The sequence below is a fragment of the Nitrospirillum guaranorum genome, from assembly GCF_034653275.1.
Classification (GTDB): Bacteria; Pseudomonadota; Alphaproteobacteria; order Azospirillales; family Azospirillaceae; genus Nitrospirillum.
Genome location: NZ_JAYEES010000003.1, coordinates 266,634 through 289,370, shown reverse-complemented (window position 1 = coordinate 289,370; position 22,737 = coordinate 266,634). Strand labels below are relative to the sequence as shown.

Below are 22,737 nucleotides of genomic sequence, written 5' to 3'. Positions count from 1 at the left end.
GTTTAGTGGGCAGAGGGTCTAAGAGGATGGGCACTAGCATTCGTATCGCCACCGTGTTCGGCGGGGCCGGCTTCATCGGCCGCCATGTCATCCGGCGCCTGGCCAAGACGGGCTGCGTCATCCGCGTGCCCGCCCGCCACCCGGGCGAGGCCGCCTTCCTCAAGATGAACGGCGCCGTGGGCCAGATCGTCCCCATGGCCGTGGACATCGCCGACGACGCTTCCGTCGCCCGCGCCATCCAGGGCGCCGACGTCGTCATCAACCTGATGGGCATCCTGGCCGAGAGCGGCCGCCAGCGCTTCGACCTGGTGCATGCCGAGGCCGCCGGCCGCATCGCCCGCCTGGCCAAGGGGGCCGATGTCGCCCGCCTGGTGCATGTCTCCGCCCTGGGTGCCGACGCCAACTCCCGTTCCGCCTACGCCCGCAGCAAGGCGGCGGGGGAGCAGGCGGTTCGCGCCGTGTTCCCCGAGGCCACCATCCTGCGCCCCAGCGTGATTTTCGGGCCCGAGGACAATTTCTTCAACCGCTTCGCCGGCATGGCCAAGACGCTGCCCTTCGTCCCGCTGATCGGCGGCGGCGCCACCCGCTTCCAGCCCGTCTACGTCGGTGACGTGGCCGACGCCATCATCAGTGCCGTGACCCGCGCCGGTGCCGAGGGCAAGACCTTCGAGCTGGGCGGTCCCCGCGCCTACAGCTTCCGCGAGTTGATTCAGCTGGTCCTGGACCTGACCGGCCGCAAGACCCGCCTGGTGTCCGTGCCCTGGGGCCTGGCCAGCCTGCAGGCCGCCTTCCTGGAGATGGTGCCCGGCAAGCCGCTGACCCGCGACCAGGTGACCCTGCTGAAGAGCGACAACGTCCTGTCCGGCACGCTGCCGGGCCTGGCCGACCTGGGGGTCACGCCCACCGCCGCCGAGGTCATCCTGCCGACCTATCTGGATCGCTTCCAGTTGGCCGGCCGCTACGACAGCCATCGGCAGGGCCCGTCCCTGCCGGCGCTGACCAAGATCGACGCCCACGGCACGCACTATTGATTAAGTGTCCCTCAGGTGCCGGGCGCCGCCATCCGGCGGCTTGGCTTCCTCGGTTTCCAGTCCGCTTCGCTCCCCGTAAACCTGCGGCGGATGCGGTCGCATCCTACAGCGGCATGGAGCTCATGCCGCTGGTATGAGCTCCAGACATTCATGAAAAGGGCGCCTTCCCGGCATGGGAGGCGCCCTTTTCGCTGGCCGATTCGGGGCGGCCCACTTCTTAGATGTAGACCATCCCCAGCACGACGGCGCCCAGGGCCCAGCAGTAGAAGGCGAAGGGGCGCATCGCGTCGATCTCGTTGCGCTTGAACCAGCGCATCAGCGCCCAGACGGCGACCAGGGCGCAGACGCCGGACACGACGCCCCCGACCAGCGCGCTCTGGATCACGTCGCCCTCGGCCTGGCGCAGCATCTTGGGTACCACCAGCAGACTGGCGCCGGCGATGATGGGGGTGGCCAGCAGCATGGAGAAGCGCGCCGCCTCCTCATGTTTCAGGCCGGCCCAGAAGCCGGCCACCATGCTGGCGCCCGAGCGGGAGAAGCCGGGAATGAGGGCCAGGGACTGGGCCAGGCCGATCAGCAGGGCCTGGACGAAGCTGAGCTCGGCCAGCGTGCGCTCGCCCCGGCCGCGCAGCCGCTCGCCGAAGAACAGCAGGAAGCCGTTCAGGATCAGGAAGATGGCGGCGTTGGCCGGGTCGCTGAAGGCGGCGCGCAGCACCTTCTCGAAGGCCAGGCCCAGGATGGCGGCGGGGATGGTGCCCACCACCAGCAGGGCCAGGACGCGGCGGTCCGGGCCGCCCTTGATCACGCCCGCCAGCAGGTTGATCCAGTCGCGCCAGAAGAACACCAGCAGGGCCGCCGCCGTGCCCAGGTGCAGCATCACCAGATAAGGCAGGAAGTGTTCCTTAAGGAAGGCCTGGTCCAGGCCCCAGCCCAGCAGGAAGGGCGTCAGCACCCCGTGGGCGACGCTGCTGATGGGGAAAAGCTCGGTGATGCCCTGGATGATCGCGAAGATCAGGGTCTGCAAAAAAGACATGGCGCCTCAACGTCTAGGGGCGATTGGCGGCCGGACGGGACCCGGCCGCTGGATGGCAGCCTGCTTATAGCAGCGGCCGCGCCGGGCCGCGACAGCCGCTTGGGCAAACAGGTGCCGCCGCGCAACCGGGATTCGCTTTTGGTGGTTCAGGCAAAATCAACGGCTTATTTGTATATGGTAAACATATGCGTACAATATACTGCGGGTGCGAATGGGGCGGTCACCGCTTTTCCACACCCGAGTCACCGGCCAGAGGCGCAATAGGTCATATAAGCTGACCTAACGTGAAAAAAGTGCTGGAGCGACGGGTTGTAACGACTTATATGAACTCGGCGCACCCGCTTGTGCGCAAGCCCGTGACCCGGCGGTCTTCGCCGCGGCGCGGGCGAGACGGGGAACATCTCCGACGGCCACCGCACGGGCCGTCGGGGCCGAGCACGAAGGATCAAGGCCATGGCGCAGAAGCAGCAGATGCTCCAGTTCGTCCACACGGACCAGCAGATGCCTGACAAACGCGAGCCCGCGCTGCGCCGGCAGGATTTCGATGAGATCTACGCCCGCTTCGCGGACGACCAGGCGGTCACCCAGGCCTCGCGCTGCTCCCAATGCGGCGTGCCCTTCTGCCAGGTGCACTGCCCCGTCTCCAACAACATCCCCGATTGGCTGAAGCTGACCGCCGAGGGCCGCCTGGAAGAGGCCTATGAGGTCTCGCAGGCCACCAACAATTTCCCGGAGATTTGCGGACGCATCTGCCCGCAGGACCGCCTGTGCGAGGGCAACTGCACCATCGAGCAGTCGACCCACGGCACCGTCACCATCGGCGCCGTCGAGAAGTACATCACCGACACCGCCTGGGAACGCGGTTGGGTGAAGCCAGCCGCCCCGGTGCGTGAGCGGCCGCAGAGCGTCGGCATCATCGGCGCCGGCCCCGCCGGCCTGGCCGCCGCCGACCAACTGCGCCGCAAGGGCTACCAGGTGCATGTCTACGACCGCTACGACCGTGTGGGCGGCCTGCTGATCTACGGCATCCCCGGCTTCAAGCTGGAGAAGGAGGTGGTGGAGCGCCGGGCCAAGCTGCTGGCCGACGCCGGCGTCGTCTTCCACCTGGGCTTCGAGGTCGGCCGCCACGCCACGTTGGGCCAGCTGCGCGTCCAGCATGACGCCATCCTGATCGCCACCGGCGTCTACAAGGCGCGTGAACTGGAAGGCCCGGGCAGCGGCGTGGACGGCATCGTCCCGGCGCTGGACTATCTGACCGCCAGCAACCGCACCGGCCTGGGCGACACGGTGGTGGATTTCGAGAACGGCCGCCTGAACGCCAAGGGCAAGAACGTCGTCGTCATCGGCGGCGGCGACACCGCCATGGACTGCGTGCGCACCGCCATCCGCCAGGGCGCCAAGTCGGTGAAGTGCCTGTACCGCCGCAACCGCGCCAACATGCCGGGCAGCCAGCGCGAGGTCGCCCATGCCGAGGAAGAGGGCGTGGAGTTCGTGTGGCAGGCCGCGCCAGACGCCTTCCTGGGCGACCGCCAGGTGACCGGCGTGCGCGCCCACCGCATGCACATGGGCGTGGCCGACGCCTCCGGCCGCCAGACGCCGCAGGCCATCGAGGGTTCCGCCTTCACGCTGGAGGCCGACCTGGTGATCAAGGCGCTGGGCTTCGATCCCGAGCCGCTGCCCACCCTGTTCGGCGAGCCGGGCCTGAAGGTCAGCCGCTGGGGCACCGTCATGGCCGACCCGCGCACCCTGATGACCAACCTGGAGGGCGTGTTCGCCGCCGGCGACATCGTGCGCGGCGCCTCCCTGGTCGTCTGGGGCATCCGCGACGGCCGCGACGCCGCCGCCGGCATCCATAACCATATCACCGCCCGCGCCGCCGCCGCGCCGCTGGCCGCCGAGTAAGGGGGATTGAAGATGAGCGAGATGATCGAGAACGGCAGCCCCCTTTCCATTTCCAATGGAACCGAAACCGGCGCCGAGTTCGTCGAGCGCTACCGCGCCAGCGCCGCCCGCCTGGAAGCGGCGCACGTCTGGTCGCCGGAGATGGAGCATGACGCCTGCGGCGTGGGCTTCGTAGCGGCCATCGACGGCAAGCCCCGCCGCTCCGTCGTGGAGAAGGCGGTGGAGGCGCTCAGCGCCCTGTGGCACCGCGGCGCCGTCGACGCCGACGGCAAGACCGGCGACGGCGCCGGCATCCACCTGCAAATCCCGCAGAGCTTCTTCCGTGAGCACGTGGCCCGCAGCGGCCACCTGCCGCCCGAGGGGCTGATCTCCGTCGGCCAGGTCTTCCTGCCCCGCACCGACATGGAGGCGCAGGAGCGCTGCCGCTGCATCGTCGAGACGGAAATCCTGAAGTTCGGCTACACCATCTATGGCTGGCGCCAGGTTCCTATCAACATCGAGATCATCGGCGAGAAGGCCAACGCCACCCGCCCCGAGATCGAACAGATCATGGTGGGCAACCCGCGCAACATCCCGGAAGACCAGCTGGAACGTGACCTCTACGTCATCCGCCGCCGCATCGAGAAGGCGGTGAAGGCGGAGAGCATCAGCGACTTCTACATCTGCACGCTGTCCTGCCGCTCCATCATCTACAAGGGCATGTTCCTGGCCGAGCAGCTGACGTCCTTCTACCCGGACCTGCTGGACGAGCGCTTCGAGTCCAACTTCGCCATCTACCACCAGCGCTATTCCACCAACACCTTCCCCACCTGGTGGCTGGCCCAGCCCTTCCGCATGCTGGCGCACAACGGTGAGGTCAACACGCTGCGCGGCAATGTCAACTGGATGAAGGCGCACGAGACCCGCATGGGTCACGAGATCTTCGGCAACCTGATCGAGGACGTGAAGCCCATCATTCCCGCCGGCGGGTCGGACAGCGCCTGCCTGGACGCCGTGTTCGAGGTGCTGGTGCGCTCCGGCCGCTCCGCCCCCATGGTCAAGACCATGCTGGTGCCGGAGGCCTGGTCCGACCGCGAAACCATGCCGCAGAACCACCGCGACCTCTACAGCTACGCCAACGCCGTCATGGAGCCGTGGGACGGTCCGGCCGCCCTGGCCATGTATGACGGCCGTTGGGTCGTGGGCGGCATGGACCGCAACGGCCTGCGCCCCATGCGCTACGTCGTCACCGGCGACGGCCTGCTGATCGCCGGTTCCGAGACGGGCATGACCAAGGTCGAGGAATATTCGGTGCAGGAAAAGGGCCGCCTCGGGCCCGGGCAGATGATCGCCTTGGACCTGGCAGAGGGCCGCCTCTACAAGGACCGCGAGATCAAGGACACCCTGGCCGCCGGCAAGCCCTACGGCAGCTGGGTGCGCCACATTACGGTGCTGGACGACCTGGTGAAGGGGGCGCCCGCCGCCACGGCCGAGCTCAGCCGCGACCAGCTGCGCCGCCGCCAGGTGGCTTACGGCATCTCCATGGAGGATGTGGAGACCATCCTGCACCCCATGGTGGAGGACGCGAAGGAGGCCGTGGGCTCCATGGGCGACGACAGCCCGCTGGCCGTGCTGTCCGACCGCTACCGGGGCCTGCACCACTATTTCCGGCAGAACTTCAGCCAAGTCACCAACCCGCCCATCGACAGCCTGCGCGAGCAGCGGGTGATGAGCCTGAAGACCCGCCTGGGCAACCTGGGCAACATCCTGGACGAGGATGACAGCCAGACCCGCCTGCTGCAGCTGGAGACCCCCGTCCTGACGACGGCGGAATTCATCGCCATGCGCCGCTACATGGGCGACACGGCGGCGGAGATCGACTGCACCTTCGATCCCGAGGGCGGCGAGTTCGCCATGACCGACGCCCTGCGCCGCGTGCGGCAGGAGGCGGAGGACGCCGTGCGCGGCGGCGCCACCCACCTGATCCTGACGGATGAGGCCATGGGCCCGGGCCGCGCCGCCCTGCCCATGATCCTGGTGACGGGCGCGGTCCACACCCACCTGATCCGCCAGCAGCTGCGCACCTTCACCTCGGTGAACGTGCGGGCGGGCGAGTGCCTGGACGTGCACTATGTCGCCGTGCTGATCGGCGTGGGCGCCACGACGGTCAACGCCTACCTGGCGCAGGAGGCCATCGCCGACCGCCAGCGGCGCGGCCTGTTCGGCGACATGCCCCTTGAAAAGTGCCTGGAGCGGTACAAGAAGGCCATCAACGAAGGCCTGCTGAAGATCATGTCCAAGATGGGCATCTCCATCGTCTCCAGCTATCGCGGCGGCCTGAACTTCGAGGCGGTGGGCCTGTCCCGCTCGCTGGTGGCCGAGCACTTCCCCGGCATGATCAGCCGCATCTCCGGCCTAGGCCTGGTCGGCATCCAGAAGGACGTGCTGGAACAGCATGCGTTGGCCTGGAACGAGGAGGTCGTGGCCCTGCCCATCGGCGGCTTCTACAAGTTCCGCAAGGGCGGCGACCGCCACGCCTGGGAAGGCGGCCTGATCCACCTGCTGCAGCAGGCGGTGTCCAACGACAGCTATTCCACCTTCAAGCGCTACTCCGAAGGCGTGCACAAGCGCCCGCCCCTGCAGTTGCGCGACCTGCTGGACTTCCGCCCGTCGAAGGGCAAGGTCGCGGTGGACGAGGTGGAGAGCATCACCGCCATCCGCAAGCGCTTCATCACCCCGGCCATGTCGCTGGGCGCCCTCAGCCCCGAGGCGCACGGCACGCTGAACGTCGCCATGAACCGCATCGGCGCCAAGTCCGACAGCGGCGAGGGTGGTGAGGATCCGGCGCGCTTCAAGCCGGACGCCAACGGCGACAACTGGAACTCCGCCATCAAGCAGGTGGCGTCGGGCCGCTTCGGCGTCACCGCCGAGTACCTGAACCAGTGCCGCGAGATCGAGATCAAGGTGGCCCAGGGCGCCAAGCCCGGCGAGGGCGGGCAGCTGCCCGGCTTCAAGGTGACGGAACTGATCGCCCGCCTGCGCCACAGCACGCCCGGCGTCATGCTGATCAGCCCGCCGCCGCACCACGACATCTATTCGATCGAGGATCTGGCGCAGCTGATCTACGACCTGAAGCAGATCAACCCCGACGCCAAGGTCTGCGTGAAGCTGGTCAGCCGCTCCGGCATCGGCACCATCGCCGCCGGCGTGGCCAAGGCCGGCGCCGACGTCATCCTGGTGTCGGGCAATGTCGGCGGCACCGGCGCCTCGCCCCAGACCAGCGTGAAGTTCGCGGGCCTGCCGTGGGAAATGGGCCTCAGCGAGGTGCAGCAGGTGCTGACGCTGAACCGTCTGCGCCACCGCGTCACCCTGCGCACCGACGGCGGCCTGAAGACCGGGCGCGACATCGTCATGGCGGCGATGCTGGGGGCGGAGGAGTTCGGCGTGGGCACCGCCAGCCTGATCGCCATGGGCTGCATCATGGTGCGCCAGTGCCACAGCAACACCTGCCCGGTGGGCGTCTGCGTGCAGGATGAAAGCCTGCGGCAGAAGTTTGTGGGCACGCCGGAAAAGGTGGTGAACCTGTTCAGCTTCATGGCGGAAGAGGTGCGCGAGATCCTGGCCAGCCTGGGCTTCCGCACCCTGCGCGAGGTCATCGGCCGTACCGACCTTCTGCACCAGGTCAGCCGCGGCGCCGTGCACCTGGACGACCTGGACCTGAACCCGCTGCTGGCCCAGGCCGACCCGGCCGGCGACAGCGCCCGCTACTGCACCCAGGTGGGCCGCAACGAGGTGCCGGACACGCTGGACGCCCAGATGATCCGCGACGCCCGCCAGCTGTTCGACGACGGCGAGAAGATGCAGCTGGCCTACAACGTCCAGAACACGCACCGCGCCATCGGCACCCGGATGTCGGCCATGATCACCCGCAAGTTCGGGATGAGCGGCCTGCAGCCCGGCCACTGCACGGTGCGGCTGCGCGGCTCCGCCGGTCAGTCGCTGGGCGCCTTCGCGGTCCAGGGCCTGACCCTGGAGGTGTTCGGCGACGCCAACGACTATGTCGGCAAGGGCCTGTCGGGCGGCACCATCATCGTCCGGCCCATGACGGCCACGCCGCTGAAGTCGAACGAGAACACCATCATCGGCAACACGGTGCTGTACGGGGCCACGGCCGGCAAGCTGTTCGCCGCCGGCCAGGCGGGTGAGCGCTTCGCCGTTCGCAACTCCGGCGCCACCGTGGTGGTGGAGGGCTGCGGCTCCAACGGCTGCGAGTACATGACCGGCGGCATGGTGGTCATCCTGGGCGGCGTGGGCGACAACTTCGCGGCAGGCATGACCGGCGGCATGGCCTTCGTCTACGACCAGACGGGCACCCTGCCGCTGCACATCAACCCCGACAGCGTCATCTACCAGCGCATCGAGGTCCAGCATTACGAGGACATGCTGGTGTCCCTGATCGAGGAGCATGTGGCCCGGACACAGAGCCGTTGGGCCATGACCCTGCTGAACGACTGGCCGCTGGTGCGCGGCCACTTCTGGCAGGTCGTGCCCAAGGAGATGCTGCACCGACTGGCGGTGCCGGTCGTCCCGCCGCAGGCGCTCAGCGCGGAGTAAGGTAACGAGCACGCCTTTGGGCGCCCCGGTCCTCGGGCCGGGGCGCCTCCCGCGAAGGGAGCCCCACGAAGAGGGACGAAGGAGAGGGGGCACGGGGGTGCCGACCGGCGCCCACCACCGCCCCCCGGAAAACGCGACCGCCGCCGGATAGCTCCCGGTGGCGGTTTTTGTTTCTGGCCCTTATTGTTGGGACTCGATCATCGGTTCAGCCGGGCGGTCGCCGTGCCTGTCGCGCACCATGGCTTCGCCCTTGGTTTGAAAGACCGGGCCGCCGGCGTAAGTGAAGTAGATTTTGCGTTGGCTGAAAGCCACGTAGACGCGGTGGGACCGCAAAAAATCGGCGCCTAAGATCATGTCGATGTTGCTGCCGAGGATATCATCCAGCTTGCGGTCGCTCACCAGTTGGCCCGCGCTGTCTTGGTACGCCAGGTAGCGCATCTTGGCGTTCTTGATGGTTTCATCGCCGATGTTAACGCTTCCGAACGTACTGATCAGGGTCGGGATGTATCGCCCGATGAGGCCTCGCATGGCGCCCCCCGGCGTCGCGTCCGCCTCTGGCCCCGTCCCGACGGCGGCTGTGTCACGCGCCAAGCGACGCATGGCCTTGGCGTCCAGCAGGCTGACGGTGGCGCCGCTATCGACAAAGGCGTGAAGGGGCTGGCCGTCCACGGTGATGACTAGGCGGATGGAGTCATGGGTGCGCCATTTATCGTCCATATCCACCATGCTGTATGAATTGGTCCAATAGGCCAGTTCCACCTTGTCACAGCCTTCCGGCTTGTAGAGGCTCAGCAGGTTATGGGCGAAGTCAAATTCCAAGTCGTGTCCTGATAGGAAATCCATCCCCAGCACGCCCACGACATCGTCGCCAGCCCCGACGTCGTTGTCGCCGCCCACCAGCACTCGAATATCTTCGCCCCGGTAGGTCCCCATTTCCAGGGTGTCTATGGTGGTCCGTCGCAACGGCGCGGCCCCATCGATGCCGATTAGCAATCCGCCCGTCTTGTGGGTGTGCAGATTCAGGCGCGTGGCGGCCGGACGGCTGAGGATCGAGCTGTCCGCCCCAGTATCCAGCAGGAAATGCACAGACGTGCCATTGACGGTGGCGTTGATCAGCGGCTGGTTGCCATCCATGGTGACGGGCACGACGCCGACCTTGGCCAGCTTGCACGACGACGCGGCGGAGGCGCCCGCCGACCACATGGCGGCGACTAGGGCACAAGCGCTCAGCGCAAGGGCCGGGCGTCGACGCGAGTGACGTGAAATCATGTAAAGCTCTTCCCCCCGAACGATCCCGGCCCCCGCCGCGATGCGCTACTCATAGCGCAGATGATCATACACGGATGCGGTGAAGGCGGGGACGGGGTCAGTCCTTCGAAGCCGGTGTGCCGCCGCCTCTCTGCAAGGCCGGGCCGGTGACCTGGAATACCGGGCCGCCGTTGTAGGTGAAGTACAGCCTGTTCTGGCTGTGGGCGATCAAGACATGGTGGGCCTTCAGGAAGTCGGCACCCAGCAGCATCTCCGGCCCTGTCTCGGCGCGCGCGATCCGAGACCCCGTTTCCATAAGGGTCCCGCTACCGAAAAGGTCGCCGAAGCGCAGCTTGGCGCGCTTGATGGTCTCATCGCCCAGAGTGAAACCGTCGAAGACGCCCACCCAGTCCTGCACGAGCTTGGCACCGATGCCCTCGCTCTTCTCGGCCATGATCACGCCCGGTGTGTCGGGGGTGACGCCGGCGCGGCTGGCCGCTTCCAGGGACACGACCGAATGGGTCGCTCCGCTGTCCAGAATGGCCCTGACCGGTTTGCCGCCCACGGCGACATCCAGGACGATGCTGGGCGCCTGCCAGTCCAGGGGCCGGAAGTCGGCGGTCATGGCGCTTTCCGACCAGAAGCCGAGGAAGGCGGAGTCGCAGCCGCGCGGCTGGTACAGGTTGATGACGTTGTTCGCCAAGTCGATCTCCACGTCGAACTTGCGGAAGACGTCCTCGCCCAACAGGCCAACGACGTCGTCGCGGCCTAGGCTGCGTTCCCCTGCCAATTTCAGGGGCATGTCGGTGACCGTCTGTTTGCCCAGGGTGAAGGTTTTAATGCGGGTGCCCTGGATGTCGCTGCGTCCGCCGACGCCCACCAGCGTCCCGTTGCGGCCACTGAAACTGGGCAATTCCAGCTGCTCCGCCTTGCTGCGCAGGATCATGCTGAGCGAGGCGCCGGTATCGACCAGGAAATACACAGGGTGGCCGTTGACCTCCACCTTCACCAGCGGCTGGTTGCCGTCCATGATCACCGGCAGGCTGTCCGACTTGATCATCTGGCAGGTGTTCGCCGCTCGGGCGGTCCCCACCCCACCGATCATGGACAGGGCCGCGAGGGTGAACCCTGCTAGCGCCGCCCCCGCAAGTGCGGCCCTGGTTATGACGCGCATCCGTTTCCCACCCTGTCAGCCAACGGTATTCGCATTTATGCGCCAACAGGAGTGCACGCAAACAGTGTGGGGATCAAGCGCCCCCGACGGGAAATGGGTCGCCGTCGCTATTGTCCTTGGGCCTTTTTGGCGGGGCCGGCGGACGGCTCCGTCTCCTCGTCCGCCTGGACGCCGCGGGCCGCCGAACTCAGTGCCGGGCCGACCACCTGGAACACGGGGCCGCCCTGGTAGGTGAAGTAGACCTTGCGCTGGCTGGACGCGATATAGACGCGGTGGCTGCGCAGGAAATCCGCGCCCAGGTACATGTCGGTATCGCCGTACGAAGTGCTCAGGCGGCTGCCGACATAGGTCGTGCCCACACGGTTGTAGAGGTCGGTCACACGCAGCTTGGCATGGCGGATGGTCTCATCGCCGATGCTGAAGCTGTCGAAGGTGCCGATATGGGTTTCGATGGCATAGCCGTTGGCGCCCTGCATGTTCCCCGCTTTCGCGCCATCACCGGCGACGACGTCAACGCCCACGCGCCGGGCTACCCCCTCATCCAGCACGGTGATGCTGGCGCCGCTGTCCAGCTCGGCGTGCACGGTTTGGCCGTTGACCAGCACGGGAACGCGGATGCGGGCGCGGTTGCCGCGCACGTCGTCCATGTCGGTGACGTTGTAGCTGTTCGACCAATAGGCCAGGACGTCCTGCTCGCACTTCTCCGGCTTGAACAGGTTCAGCAGGCTGTGGCCCAGGTCGAACTCCATGTCGTAGCGTTCCAGCAGGTCCATGCCCAGGGCGCCGACGGTATCGCTCCCCAGGGACCCATAGCCGCCGACATAGACGCGGACATCACGGCCACGCCAAGAGCCCAGTTCCAGGCTGTCCATCGTGGTCTGCAGCAACCGGCTGGTTCCGTCGACGCCAATCATCTCGCCTTGGGCGTCCACCGCCTTCAGGCCCAAGGGGGCCAGCGACGACCGGTTCAGCACCGACATCCAGGCCCCGGTGTCGACCAGCATGTGGACAGGCTTGCCGTTGATGGCGACGCGGGCCAGCAGTGTATTGCCGTCCATTTCCAGGGGAATGGCCGCGACCTGGGCCAGCTTGCAGGAGGAGGCCGCCTGGGCGGGGGCGGCCAAGGCGGCAAGGCTCAGCGCCAGGGCCGATATGCCCGCGCGGATTTTCGTCGACGTGCGAATCCCCATCCCCATCACCGCCCCCTTATCCTCTGTTGGGTTCACATCGCTGTAACGGTCGTGCCCCCAAGGCGGTCCGTCCCAACGAGCCACGATACTATCCTTGGCATTTGTCAGCATAAGAATATCGTCGCAAATGTGCGCGTAAAGCGATAGCGCGGTGCAACGACCAGTAACGCTCAGCCTGCCGTCCGCACCCGGCCCACCGCCCGTTTCCAGCCGTCATACAAGCGCTCCCGCGCCGCTGGGTCGGCCGCGGGTTCGAAGCGCCGTTCTTCCCGCCACAGGGTGGATATGGCCCCCAGGCTGGGGAACAGGCCCGCCGCCAGGCCGGCCAGGAAGGCGGCGCCCAGGGCCGTGGTCTCCGTCACGGCCGGGCGCTCGACCGTCAGGTCCAGCTGGTCGGCCAGGAACTGCATCAGCCAGTCGTTGGCGACCATGCCGCCATCCACGCGCAGGGCTGTCAGGGCGCAGCCGCTGTCGGCCGCCATGGCGTCCATCAGGTCGCGGGTCTGGTAGCAGACGGACTCCAGCGCCGCGCGCACGATGTGGCTGATGCCGCTGTCACGCGTCAGGCCCAGGATGGCGCCACGCGCGTCAGGATCCCAATAGGGGGCGCCCAGGCCGGTGAAGGCCGGCACCAGGTAGACGCCGCCGGTGTCGGCCAGCGCCTGGGCATGGCCCTGGCTCGACGCCGCGTCGGGGATCAGCTTCAGCCCGTCGCGCAGCCACTGCACCGCCGCCCCCGCCACGAAGATCGACCCTTCCAGCGCGTAGCTGGCGCGGCCGTCCAGGCGATAGGCCAGGGTGGTCAGCAGGCGATGGTTGGACGGGCGCGGCGTGTCGCCGATGTTCATCAGGGCGAAACAGCCGGTGCCATAGGTGCTCTTGATCATGCCGGGGCCTAGGCAGGCCTGGCCGATGGCGGCGGCCTGCTGGTCGCCCGCCATGCCCAGCACGGGCACGGGCCGGCCCAGCAGGTCGGCGGTGGCGACGCCGAAGGCGCCGGCGTTGTCCAGCACCCGGGGCAGGACCGCCGCCGGGATGCCGAACAGGCGTAGCAGCTCCGGATCCCAGTCCAGGGTCTGCAGGTTGAACAGCAGGGTGCGGGCGGCGTTGGTGGCGTCGGTCGCGTGCACCTGGCCGCCCGTCAGGCGCCACAGCAGGAAGCAGTCGATGGTGCCGAAGGCCAACTCCCCCGCCTCGGCCCGCGCCCGGGCGCCGGGGACGGTATCCAGGATCCAGGCCAACTTGGTGGCGGAGAAATAGGGGTCCAGCAGCAGGCCGGTGCGTTGCCTCACCATGGCCTCCGCTCCCTCCCGGCGCAGGGCCTGGCACAGGCCGGCGGTGCGGCGGTCCTGCCAGACGATGGCGGGGTGCAGGGCTTCCCCCGTCCGGCGGTCCCACACCAGTGTGGTTTCGCGCTGGTTGGTGATGCCGATGGCGGCCACGCGGGCGGCATCCACCCCGGCCTTGTCCACCGCCCCCCGGCAAACCGCCACCGTGTCGCGCCAAATGTCCTCCGGGTCATGCTCCACCTGGCCGTCGGCGGGGTAATGCTGCGGCAGCTCGCGCTGGGCCGTGGCCAGGGGCCGGCCGGCGTCGTCGAACAGGATGGCGCGGGTGGAGGTGGTACCCTGGTCGATGGCCAGGATCAGGTCGGCGGGCATGGCGGGCCCCTCCCTCAAGGTCTTGTTATCGCGGCGGTCGGCCGCCCGTGCGCGGTACGCCGACGGTGCGGCGCGGGCACCGACCTGTCAACGGTCGGACCCGGAAAAGCTATCCAGAAGGGGGGCGAAAAGTCCTGCGCAATGGGGTTGACGCGGAACTGTAACAGGCGCACCATCTGTCTTACAGAAGCACTCAGGAGGCATCAGAAACCAGATTAGCCCACCAGATCAGGTAAATCGTCGAATGCATGCAGTATTCGATGTGTTGCCCGTAACCAGGAGGGTGTGTCAAATCATGACTCCACCGACGCGTACTGTATGAGCTGTGTGACAGCTCCACACATATAGCGGTAGCTGATGCCGGTTTCTGACCGGTGTATCGCTCGATGGACTATCTGAGCTTCGCTGAAGCCAACAGAACCCCCGTTGCCCTGACCGGCACGGGGGTTCGCTTTTGTGGGGCCGGCCCCGGGCGCGTCAATCCCCCTTTCCATTCCCCCGTCGCGTCGCGGCGATCATCCGCCCAGCCCCTGTCACGCCAGCGGCGGCGCATATGGGGTGCGTCCCGTGGCGGGACCCCGTATATAGAGGGTAAGCGGTGGCCCCATGGTGCGGCCACCTAAGGAGTTGAGGGCCGGGACCAAATGGGGTTGATGGGCCTGTTGCGCGGCATGGGGCTGACGGCCCCGAAAAAGCCGGCGCCGAGAACCAGAACGAAGGCGCGGGTGGCGCCGACCACCGTGTCGCAATTGCGCGTCGCCGGCATCGACCAACCGGTCGAGGTGCGGCGCAGCCCGCGCGCCCGCCGCCTGTCGCTGAAGGTCGACGGCGCCACCGACACCGTGCGCGTCACCGTGCCGCCGCGCGTGGGCGACGCCGAGGTCGCGGGCTTCGTCGGCCGCCATCTGGATTGGGTGAACGCCCGCCTGGCCGCCCTGCCGCCGCGCCAGCCCTTCATCGACGGCATGGCGGTACCCCTGCTGGGCCGGTCCGCCCTCATCCACCACGATCCTGGCCGCCGGGGCGGCGCCCGCCTAGTGGACGGGCCGGCCGGCCTGGAATTGCACGTGGGCGGAGAGACGGCGTTCCTGAACCGCCGGGTGACCGACTTCCTGAAGGCGGAGGCGCGTCGCCACCTGTCGGCCCTGACGGCCGAAACGGCGGCCCGCGCCGGCCTGCGCGCCAGCGGCGTTTCCGTGCGCGACACCCGCAGCCGCTGGGGCAGCTGCTCCGCCACCGGCCGCATCAGCTATTCCTGGCGCCTGATCCTGGCCCCGCCGCAGATCGTCGCGTACGTCGTGGCGCACGAGGTGGCGCACCTGAAGGAGATGAACCACGGCCCCAACTTCTGGGCCCTGTGCGCGGCGCTGGCCGGCGACGTGGACAAGCCCCGCGCGTGGTTGAAAGCGCACGGGGGTCGGCTTCACCGCTATGGGTGAAACCTGTTTCGTGTTCCATAGCCGCCGGCAGCCCCGTCCGGGCTTACCACGGCATGAGCCTGACCTCATGCCGTGGGCCCTGCTTCTCCTGACGCCTTAAGCGGCGGCCTCCAAAGCCTTCACGCCGGGCAGCTCCTTGCCTTCCAGCCATTCCAGGAAGGCGCCGCCGGCGGTGGAGATGTAGCTGAAGGCGTCGGCCACGCCGGCATGCTCCAGGGCCGCGACGGTGTCGCCGCCGCCGGCCACCGACAGGACGGTGCCGGCCTTGGTCAGGTCGGCCACGATCTTGGCCACGGCGTTGGTGGCGGCGTCGAAGGGCTCGATCTCGAAGGCGCCCATGGGGCCGTTCCACACCACGGTCTTGGCGGTGGCCAGCTTCTCACCGTAGTAGGCGACGGTGGCGGGGCCGGCGTCCAGGATCATCTCATCGGCGGCGATGTCGCCGGGGGCGGCGATGCGCGAGGGGGCGTGGGCCTTGAACTGTTTGGCCACCGCGCCGTCCTTCGGCAGCAGGATCTGGCAGCCGCCAGCCTCGGCCTTGGCCAGGATGGCGCGGGCCTGGTCGGCCATGTCCTTCTCCGCCAGCGAGGCGCCGACGTCCACGCCCTGGGCGTAGAGGAAGGTGTTGGCCATGCCGCCGCCCAGCGCCAGGATGTCGACCTTGCCCACCAGGTTCAGCAGCAGGTCCAGCTTGGTGCTGATCTTGGCGCCCCCGACCACGGCGGCCACCGGCCGCTGCGGCTGGCCCAGGGCCTTGGACAGTGCCACCAGCTCGGCCTGCATCAGGCGGCCGGCGGCCGCCGGCAGCAGGCGGGCCAGCGCCTCGGTCGAGGCATGGGCGCGGTGGGCGGCGGAGAAGGCGTCGTTGACGTAGATGTCGCCCAGCTTGGCCAGCTCGGCGGCGAAGGCGGGGTCGTTCTTCTCCTCACCGGCGTGGAAGCGCAGGTTCTCCAGCACCAGCACCTGGCCCTTTTCCAGGGCGCGGATGGCGTCCTGCGCCGGCTTGCCGATGCAGTCGCCGGCGAAGGCCACCGGGGCGCCCAGGGCGTCCGAGAGCGCCGGCACCACCTGGCGCAGGGAGTTCTTCTCGTCCGGGCCGTTCTTGGGCCGGCCGAAATGCGACAACACGACGACCTTGGCGCCCTTGGACGCCAGTTCCTTCAAGGTGGGGACCAGACGGACCAGGCGGGTGGCGTCCGTGACCTGGCCGTCCTGCACGGGGACGTTGAGGTCGGCGCGGACCAGCACGGTGCGGCTGGCGGGGGCGATATCGTCTAGGGTCTTGAAAGTCATGGCGTCGGTTCCCGGCCCGTATCAAGGTGGAATGGCGTGAGACGGAGGCCAAGGAAGCATAGGCGGGACCCTGTTGCAACCGCACAAGGCGCCCCGCTACACCTCTCTGGCCGAAAGGCGGAGCCCGCGTTACCTCATCAGGGCTCAAGTGTCAGCGGCACGAGATTACAACTCATGCCGCTGTAGGCCGCGACTGCGGCCGCCGGAAATTTCCGGGGAGCGTCAGCGGACTGGAAATTGAGGAAGCCAAGCCAGCGGATGCTGGCGCCCGGCGACTGAGGGGGCATTTGATCATGACCGATGAAATGCCACGTACTGAAACGGCATGGGGGAGCGTTCGTGATCTATTACATCCTGTTCCTGATCTTCCTGGCCTTGGTGACCCTGGTGCTGGCGCGGCGCGGCGTGCTGGAGGGCCGGGTGCTGGCCGCCGGCCTGCTGGTTTTGCCCGGCGTGACGGCCATGGAGGATTGGGCCGCCCGCGACATGGGGGCCCTGGGCCTGTCCGGCGGCCATGTCGGACCCGTGACCCTGCTGCTGATCCTGGGGGCCTGCGTGGAGGAGGCGGGGCGCTACCTGCTGCTGTCGCTCAGCAATCGCGACACCCGGGCGGCGGTCAGCGCCGGCTACGCCTGGGCGGCATGGGAGCTGGGCGTGGCCGTCTGGGCGCTGGCGCGGGGCATGCTGCCGCTGTGCGCCGCCGGCAATGTCCACTGCCTCAGCCTGGGCTTCCCGCCCCTGCTGGCCCTGGGCACGGTGCTGGTGGCGCGCTCGGTTCCCAGCCTGCTGCACGTGGCGCTGTCCTTCGGCCAGCTGTGGGCGGTGCGGGCCACATATCCGGCGGCGCGCACGCTGTGGTTCGTGCTGACCGTGGTGGTGCACCTGGCCATCAACCTGGCCATCGTGCGGCACGGCCACCTGTGAGCGCTCAAAGTTTAACCATTCACCATATTGTCGCCGCCCGGGGCGTCCTATAGCGTTGGGGGACAAGGGCGCGCCCCAGCGGCCGCCGCCCCTGGCAATGCCGGACCCCGCCTAGATGCCCGAATCCCCGTCGACGTCATCCGTTCCCCCCGCCGATCCGGTGGAGGGTGCGCCCGTTTCCGTACCCGCGGCCGCCCCGCAGGAGATCGAGCTGAAGCTGGCGGTCGATCCCCGGCACCTCGGCCGGTTGAAGACGGCGGCGGTCCTGGCCGGCCCGCGCGCCGTCACCAAGACGCTGCGCAACACCTATTTCGACACGCCGGAGGGCGATCTCGCCGCCCGGGGCGTCAGCCTGCGCCTGCGTCATTCGGGCGCCCAGGGGGCGGGAAAGATACTGCAGACGCTGAAGGGGCCCTCCGCCGGCGGCGGCATGGCCATGGCCCGGTCGGAATGGGAAATACCGGCGCCGGATGGGCACCTGGTGCCCCAGGCCTTCACCGACCCCGCCGCCCAGGCCCTGCTGGAGGGCGTGGACCTGCGCCGGCTGGGTCCCGTTTTCAGCAACGAGGTCAAGCGCTGGACCCGCACCCTGCATCTCGCCGCCGGCCTGGCGGTGGACGTGGCGGTGGACCAGGGCGTCACCCGCGCGGCCGATGGCCGGGAAGAGCCCATCGCGGAGCTGGAGCTGGAGCTGGCCGCCGGGCAGGACCGCCGCGTGCTGTACGACCTGGCGCTGGCCCTGCACCGCGGCGTACCCCTGCGTCTGGAACTGCGCACGAAGGCGGAGCGCGGCTACGCCCTGGCGCGGGGCGAGGGCGGCGCGCCCAAGGCGGTGAAGGCCGGCCCCCTGAACTTCCATCCCGACGACACGGTGGAGGCGGCGCTGGCCGGCGTGGCCCGCGCTTGCCTGCACCACATGGCGGCGAACGAGGGCGCGGTGCTGGCCGGCGACCCGTCGGGCGTGCACCAGCTGCGGGTGGCGGTGCGGCGCCTGCGCTCCGCCCTCACCCTGTTCAAGGCCATCCTGCCCGAGGCCCAGGCGGCCACCCTGAAGGTGGCGCTGAAGGGCCTGGCCGACGCCGTGGGGCCCGCGCGGTCCTGGGACGTGTTCCTGGAAGAGTTGCTGGCGCCCGTGGCGGCGGCCATGCCGGATCAGGAAAGCCTGCTGGCGCTGGCCGTGGCGGCGCAGGGCGCGCGCGGCCGGGGCCATACCGCGGCGCGCGCCGCCGTGTCGGGCCCGGGCTATACCGAGCTGCTGCTGACCCTGGGCCGCTGGGTGGATGGGCGCTGCTGGCGCGATGACGCCCCGGCCGACCGCCTGGCCTGGCTGGGCCAGCCGCTGCTGCCCTTCGCCGACGCCGTGCTGACCCGCCAGCGCCACCGCGCCGCCAAGCGCAGCCGCCATTTCGCCCGGCTGGACGCGCCCGCCCGCCACGGCCTGCGCATCGCCATGAAGAAGCTGCGCTACGCCGTGGATTTCTTCCGCGAGCTGTACCCGCAGAAGGCCGTGCGAAAGTACCTGGAGCGGCTGTCCGGCCTGCAGGACGGGCTGGGCCACCTGAATGACGTCGCCACCATGGACGGGCTGATCCGCGAGCTGCGGGCCGACCTGGCCGCCGCCCGGGGTGCGGCGCCCCTTGATGACGCCATGGGCGGCTGGGACATGGGCGCCGGCTTGGTGCTGGGCTGGCATGCCGCCCACATGGCCGTGGGGGAGGAGGCGCTCTGCCGCGCGGTGGAGGACTTCCTGGACGCCGACCCTTTCTGGACGCCGGTCGACCACTGGCCGCATCCGCCCTCCTGATCTTCCTCACCGCTGCATTTCAAGGAACTGGCACCCCATGCTTTCCATCCTCGTGGCCAACATCAAGGGCGGCGTCGGCAAGACCACGGTCGCCACCCACCTGGCCGCCGCCTTCGCCGCCACCGGCCGGCAGACCGTCCTGGCCGACGTGGACCGGCAGAAGTCGTCGCTGGGCTGGCTGGCCCGCCGGCCGGTGACCGCCCCGGTCATCGCAGCATTGGACTGGACCAAGGAGATCGACGGCGTGCCCAAGGGGGCGGAGGTGCTGGTCATCGACGCGCCCGCCGCCCTGAAGCCCAAGGAGGTGGAGCAGCTGGTGGCCGAGGCCGACGTGATCGTGCTGCCCCTGCTGCCCGGCGCGTTCGACGAGCAGGCGACGGAACGCTTCCTGAAGAAGCTGGACGAGCTGAAGCCCATCCGCAAAAGCCGCAAGGCCGTGGCGGTAGTGGGCAACCGCGTGCGCGCCCGCACCCGCGCCGCCGACCGGCTGGACACTTTCCTGGGCACGGTGGGCCACCGCGTGGTGACCCGCCTGCGCGACAGCCAGGCCTACCCCGACGCGGCCGCCGCCGGCCTCACCCTGTTCGACCAGAAGGCCAAGCGCCTGGCCGACCTGCGCCAGGACTGGGCCCCGCTGATCGCGTTCATCGAGGACCCGAGCTGAGGGGCGGGGGCGTCACGCCCCCACTGGCAGGCCCGTGCCGCCGTCCAGCTTGGTGATCCGCCACCGGTCCAGATCATCCCAGTCGAACTGGATATCGTATTGAGCGCCGGCGTCCACCGTCAGTAGGAAGACACCGGTTTCCCTCTCCAGGGCGCGGAGCAATGCAGCCGCCATTTCGTTCATCGTGGTGTAAAGTGCGCTGGCCCTCACCGCGCCGATGAGCAGGACATCCGAGGCGGTGGTGTAGGAGGCGTTGGCACCATGCCGGCCCTCCTCCGCCCGAAACCGGTAATAGCCTTTGATCCAGCCGGGGGGGCTGTGGCTGTTCAGGAAGGCGATGAATTCCCGCGCGAGGTCGATGACCAGCGCCGATGCCGCGTCGTTCATTCCGGGGCCTGCGTGATTCTCTGGCGGTAGTTCTCGAACACCGTTCGAATGAACCTCCCGGTCCGCCGATCGGTTGACGCCGTCACCAAGGTCAGCGGGCAGGATGCCGTCCGCTGCCCCTTCATGCCCGACAGCTGGGGGAGGCCGTGGAGACGCCCGATGGCGTCCTCCATGTCCATTAGCCAAACTTGGAATTGATCGTCATCCGCCGCCATTCAGCCGGTTCAAGTTATAGATGTCGGTATCGCGTTCGGCGAACAGCTTTTCCAGCTTAGCGGGGCCGTTTGCTGCCGCGTACTCGATCTCTTTCTTCGAGAATCAAACACTATTAGTCTCCAATTGTGACATTGCCGAGACCCGAACAGCTGAGACGGCAACGGCTGGGAACGCATCCGTCATCCGGCCGCCAGCAGGGCCTCCACCCGCTGAATTCGCTGTAGCGCCTCGGTGTCGCCGTTGCCCGGTGGGGTCGGCTGAACCACGATGATGGAGCCTAACGAGGCCACCGCCGCCACTGTCGATGGCGCTGGCGGGGATGTCATGGTCCGGGGCACGTAGACCAGCCAGTCCACGAAGGGTCGTCGGCCGCTGAAGTCCCGCGACTCCATCGCCTGGCGCGTCATAACGCCGGCCCAGTCGGGGTTCCAGGCCTTGGCTGTGGCGGCTAAGAGGGCGGCTGCGCCCTCGGCGGTCAGCGCGCCGGAAAAGCTGCGGGGTAGGTCCAGCACCACATTGTTCCGGACGCGTTCGTGATATCCGCCGCACAGGATGCTTAGGCCGGCCTCACCTTCTTCCGTCGCCGCACCATTCCAAAGTCCGATGCGGAAGCCGAGGTCGGCGATCACCTCCTGGTTGGCGTCCTTCCTATTTTGGCCTTTCAGCAGCAGCTTTCGCAGCGCATCCCTGTTCGACACGTCGACGGCAAGCGCCAGCGCGTCCTTACGGGAGCGGCCGCGCTCATACCAACGGGCAAGAAGAGGGGCGGTCTGAACTAGGTCGTCAAAAAAGATGGCCGCGCGGCTTGCGCAATCCTCTGCGGTCTCGCGACGGGGCCCCCAGTAGGCGCCAATGACAAGATCCTGTTGTGCCATATAATTCCTACGGATTCATCGGGGTATGGACGACGGTTATTCCTTCGATGTCATTCTGCTTCAGCAGATTGCGCATCGCCGTGGCTGCTTCCGGCTCGGCGACATGCCAGGTGATCGGGGTGCCATCCGCCGCCCGAGTCTGACGCAGCGCCTGATCTAATAAACTATCCTGGCCGCGGAAGAAGCTTCTGAATTTGCCGTCCTTGACAAAGCTAGCGTAGCCAGGCCCCTTGGCATCGAGCAGGGTGCCGTCGGCGAATCCGTCGAACTTCACGCCGTCTACCATGTAGGCTTCGCCGGGTCGTCCGGTGATCTGCGCCTGGTAAGACGAAGCCCGTTCAGACATGGATTCGTTAACACTCTTCCAAAATCCCGGGCCCTTGGGCGGTGGTGGCGGCGGCTCAACCGGCTTCACTGGCGGGTCCGGCGGCGGCGGGGGTGGCGGTGGTTCCTCCTCAACCACGGGCGGGCGCTTGCCGCCGGAGGCCGGCTTCACCTTGGCGATCAGGACGATCAGGGCGTTGATGGTCAGCACCGTGAGGCCGGCGGCGGTGCGTTTCGCCGCCTCGTCCAGGTCGTGCTCAGTCTTGGCGGTGGTGGCCATGGCCACGCCGTGGCCCAGGTCGTTCAGGCCGCCGAACACCGACCAGCCCACCATGGCATAGCCCACGCCCAGCAGGATGACGTCGATGGCCTCGCCATAGCCGGCGGCGTGTCCCACCGCCCAGGCGGCCAGGAAACCCGCCAGCCAGTACAGCGTCTCCAGCGTGAACAGGCTTCTCGCCGCCTGCTGCATGTCGCGCGGCAGATAGGGGATGGTGCGGCGCAGCATGCCCACCACGCGCTGGATCATCGACCACTGCGCCGGCTGGCCCGGCGGGTCGCCCTCCTGCTCCCCGTGCGCTGCGGGGTGGGGCGGGGGCGTGGTGGGCGGAGATATGGGCGGCGTGGCGTGGGGGATGAGATAGGCGGTGAGGCTGCCGTTGGCGAAGTCGGCCATGACGCGGGCCATCAACTGCCCGGTGCTGCAGCGATGGTCCACGCCGTCCACCACCAGGCGCAACCGCTGGCGCCCGATGTCATCCAGGCTGTTCAGGGCGTGGACGACGCGGCCGTCCTGCCAGGGGCGGAAGGGCACGGTGATGGCGTAGCGGCGCATGCCGGCCGGCACGGCCAGGGTGGGGCCGATCAGCAGGCGGCCTTCGGGCACGGTGGCCTCCACCCAGCCGGGCATGGCCTGGCCGGACGCCGCCGCGAAGGGTGCGTGGCTGGAAAAACTGTCAGGCACCGCCCCTCCCGCCTC

At 68.3% G+C, this 22,737-nt stretch carries 16 protein-coding genes; 7 read left to right on the top strand and 9 right to left on the bottom strand.

Translation table 11 applies throughout. The features are described from left to right. Positions 1 to 26: 26 nt before the first annotated feature. Positions 27 to 1,031, top strand: coding sequence for a complex I NDUFA9 subunit family protein (locus UAJ10_RS10125; RefSeq protein WP_322915257.1), 1,005 nt, complete (start codon positions 27 to 29; stop codon positions 1,029 to 1,031). A 217-nt stretch (positions 1,032 to 1,248) separates the two neighbouring features. On the opposite strand, the gene UAJ10_RS10120 is transcribed toward UAJ10_RS10125, so the two are convergent. Then, positions 1,249 to 2,064, bottom strand: coding sequence for an undecaprenyl-diphosphate phosphatase (locus UAJ10_RS10120; RefSeq protein WP_322915256.1), 816 nt, complete (start codon positions 2,062 to 2,064; stop codon positions 1,249 to 1,251). A gap of 453 nt (positions 2,065 to 2,517) precedes the next feature. On the opposite strand from UAJ10_RS10120, the gene UAJ10_RS10115 reads away from it, so the two are divergent. Together UAJ10_RS10115 and gltB are read left to right on the top strand one after the other, a co-directional pair. Next, positions 2,518 to 3,966 carry an NAD(P)-dependent oxidoreductase gene (locus UAJ10_RS10115; protein WP_322915255.1) on the top strand — a complete coding sequence of 483 codons (1,449 nt, stop codon included), beginning with the start codon at positions 2,518 to 2,520 and terminating at the stop codon, positions 3,964 to 3,966. Between the two features lie 21 nt (positions 3,967 to 3,987). Further along, positions 3,988 to 8,559 carry a glutamate synthase large subunit gene (gene gltB / locus UAJ10_RS10110; RefSeq protein WP_322917304.1) on the top strand — a complete coding sequence of 1,524 codons (4,572 nt, stop codon included), beginning with the start codon at positions 3,988 to 3,990 and terminating at the stop codon, positions 8,557 to 8,559. 180 nt (positions 8,560 to 8,739) lie between these two features. Here the strand turns inward: gltB and UAJ10_RS10105 are convergent, their stop codons facing one another. From UAJ10_RS10105 to glpK, 4 genes are all read right to left on the bottom strand, one after another. Continuing rightward, positions 8,740 to 9,828, bottom strand: coding sequence for a retroviral-like aspartic protease family protein (locus UAJ10_RS10105; protein WP_322915254.1), 1,089 nt, complete (start codon positions 9,826 to 9,828; stop codon positions 8,740 to 8,742). 97 nt (positions 9,829 to 9,925) lie between these two features. After that, complete coding sequence (locus tag UAJ10_RS10100; RefSeq protein WP_322915253.1) at positions 9,926 to 10,867, bottom strand: retroviral-like aspartic protease family protein; 942 nt, start codon at positions 10,865 to 10,867, stop codon at positions 9,926 to 9,928. 221 nt (positions 10,868 to 11,088) lie between these two features. Next, the gene (locus UAJ10_RS10095; RefSeq protein ID WP_322915252.1) at positions 11,089 to 12,177 is read right to left on the bottom strand and encodes a retropepsin-like aspartic protease family protein; all 1,089 of its coding nucleotides are present in this window, start codon (positions 12,175 to 12,177) and stop codon (positions 11,089 to 11,091) included. 164 nt (positions 12,178 to 12,341) lie between these two features. Then, positions 12,342 to 13,832 (bottom strand): glycerol kinase GlpK, encoded by a 1,491-nt coding sequence (gene glpK, locus UAJ10_RS10090; protein ID WP_322915251.1) that lies wholly within the window; start codon positions 13,830 to 13,832, stop codon positions 12,342 to 12,344. A 725-nt stretch (positions 13,833 to 14,557) separates the two neighbouring features. On the opposite strand from glpK, the gene UAJ10_RS10085 reads away from it, so the two are divergent. After that, positions 14,558 to 15,271, top strand: a complete 714-nt coding sequence (locus tag UAJ10_RS10085) for a M48 family metallopeptidase (RefSeq protein WP_322915250.1) — start codon at positions 14,558 to 14,560, stop codon at positions 15,269 to 15,271. Positions 15,272 to 15,367: 96 nt separating this feature from the next. Here UAJ10_RS10085 and UAJ10_RS10080 read toward each other — a convergent pair whose 3' ends face one another. After that, complete coding sequence (locus tag UAJ10_RS10080) at positions 15,368 to 16,564, bottom strand: phosphoglycerate kinase (RefSeq protein WP_322915249.1); 1,197 nt, start codon at positions 16,562 to 16,564, stop codon at positions 15,368 to 15,370. A gap of 339 nt (positions 16,565 to 16,903) precedes the next feature. Here UAJ10_RS10080 and UAJ10_RS10075 point away from each other — a divergent pair, with 339 nt between their 5' ends. From UAJ10_RS10075 to UAJ10_RS10065, 3 genes are all read left to right on the top strand, one after another. Next, positions 16,904 to 17,488, top strand: coding sequence for a hypothetical protein (locus tag UAJ10_RS10075; RefSeq protein WP_322915248.1), 585 nt, complete (start codon positions 16,904 to 16,906; stop codon positions 17,486 to 17,488). Between the two features lie 115 nt (positions 17,489 to 17,603). Next, positions 17,604 to 19,292, top strand: coding sequence for a CYTH and CHAD domain-containing protein (locus UAJ10_RS10070; RefSeq protein WP_322915247.1), 1,689 nt, complete (start codon positions 17,604 to 17,606; stop codon positions 19,290 to 19,292). A gap of 37 nt (positions 19,293 to 19,329) precedes the next feature. Then, positions 19,330 to 19,956, top strand: coding sequence for a ParA family protein (locus UAJ10_RS10065; RefSeq protein ID WP_322915246.1), 627 nt, complete (start codon positions 19,330 to 19,332; stop codon positions 19,954 to 19,956). Positions 19,957 to 19,968: 12 nt separating this feature from the next. Here UAJ10_RS10065 and UAJ10_RS10060 read toward each other — a convergent pair whose 3' ends face one another. The 3 genes from UAJ10_RS10060 to UAJ10_RS10050 form a co-directional block, all read right to left on the bottom strand. Further along, entirely contained in the window at positions 19,969 to 20,343 is a 375-nt protein-coding gene (locus tag UAJ10_RS10060) for a hypothetical protein (protein ID WP_322915245.1), read from the bottom strand. Between the two features lie 395 nt (positions 20,344 to 20,738). Next, entirely contained in the window at positions 20,739 to 21,434 is a 696-nt protein-coding gene (locus UAJ10_RS10055) for an Imm52 family immunity protein (RefSeq protein ID WP_322915244.1), read from the bottom strand. 7 nt (positions 21,435 to 21,441) lie between these two features. Continuing rightward, positions 21,442 to 22,722: a Tox-REase-5 domain-containing protein gene (locus UAJ10_RS10050; RefSeq protein ID WP_322915243.1), complete on the bottom strand. Its 1,281-nt coding sequence runs from the start codon at positions 22,720 to 22,722 to the stop codon at positions 21,442 to 21,444. Between the last annotated feature and the right edge of the window lie 15 nt (positions 22,723 to 22,737).

Coding starts and splice junctions, on each gene's coding strand:
- UAJ10_RS10115 (WP_322915255.1), top strand. CDS start 2,518: ATGGCGCAGAAGCAGCAGATGCTCCAGTTCGTCCACACGGACCAGCAG.
- UAJ10_RS10120 (WP_322915256.1), bottom strand. CDS start 2,064: ATGTCTTTTTTGCAGACCCTGATCTTCGCGATCATCCAGGGCATCACC.
- UAJ10_RS10080 (WP_322915249.1), bottom strand. CDS start 16,564: ATGACTTTCAAGACCCTAGACGATATCGCCCCCGCCAGCCGCACCGTG.
- UAJ10_RS10065 (WP_322915246.1), top strand. CDS start 19,330: ATGCTTTCCATCCTCGTGGCCAACATCAAGGGCGGCGTCGGCAAGACC.
- UAJ10_RS10100 (WP_322915253.1), bottom strand. CDS start 10,867: ATGATCAAGTCGGACAGCCTGCCGGTGATCATGGACGGCAACCAGCCG.
- gltB (WP_322917304.1), top strand. CDS start 3,988: ATGATCGAGAACGGCAGCCCCCTTTCCATTTCCAATGGAACCGAAACC.
- UAJ10_RS10060 (WP_322915245.1), bottom strand. CDS start 20,343: ATGAACGACGCGGCATCGGCGCTGGTCATCGACCTCGCGCGGGAATTC.
- UAJ10_RS10105 (WP_322915254.1), bottom strand. CDS start 9,828: ATGATTTCACGTCACTCGCGTCGACGCCCGGCCCTTGCGCTGAGCGCT.
- glpK (WP_322915251.1), bottom strand. CDS start 13,832: ATGCCCGCCGACCTGATCCTGGCCATCGACCAGGGTACCACCTCCACC.
- UAJ10_RS10095 (WP_322915252.1), bottom strand. CDS start 12,177: ATGGGGATGGGGATTCGCACGTCGACGAAAATCCGCGCGGGCATATCG.
- UAJ10_RS10055 (WP_322915244.1), bottom strand. CDS start 21,434: ATGGCACAACAGGATCTTGTCATTGGCGCCTACTGGGGGCCCCGTCGC.
- UAJ10_RS10070 (WP_322915247.1), top strand. CDS start 17,604: ATGCCCGAATCCCCGTCGACGTCATCCGTTCCCCCCGCCGATCCGGTG.
- UAJ10_RS10125 (WP_322915257.1), top strand. CDS start 27: ATGGGCACTAGCATTCGTATCGCCACCGTGTTCGGCGGGGCCGGCTTC.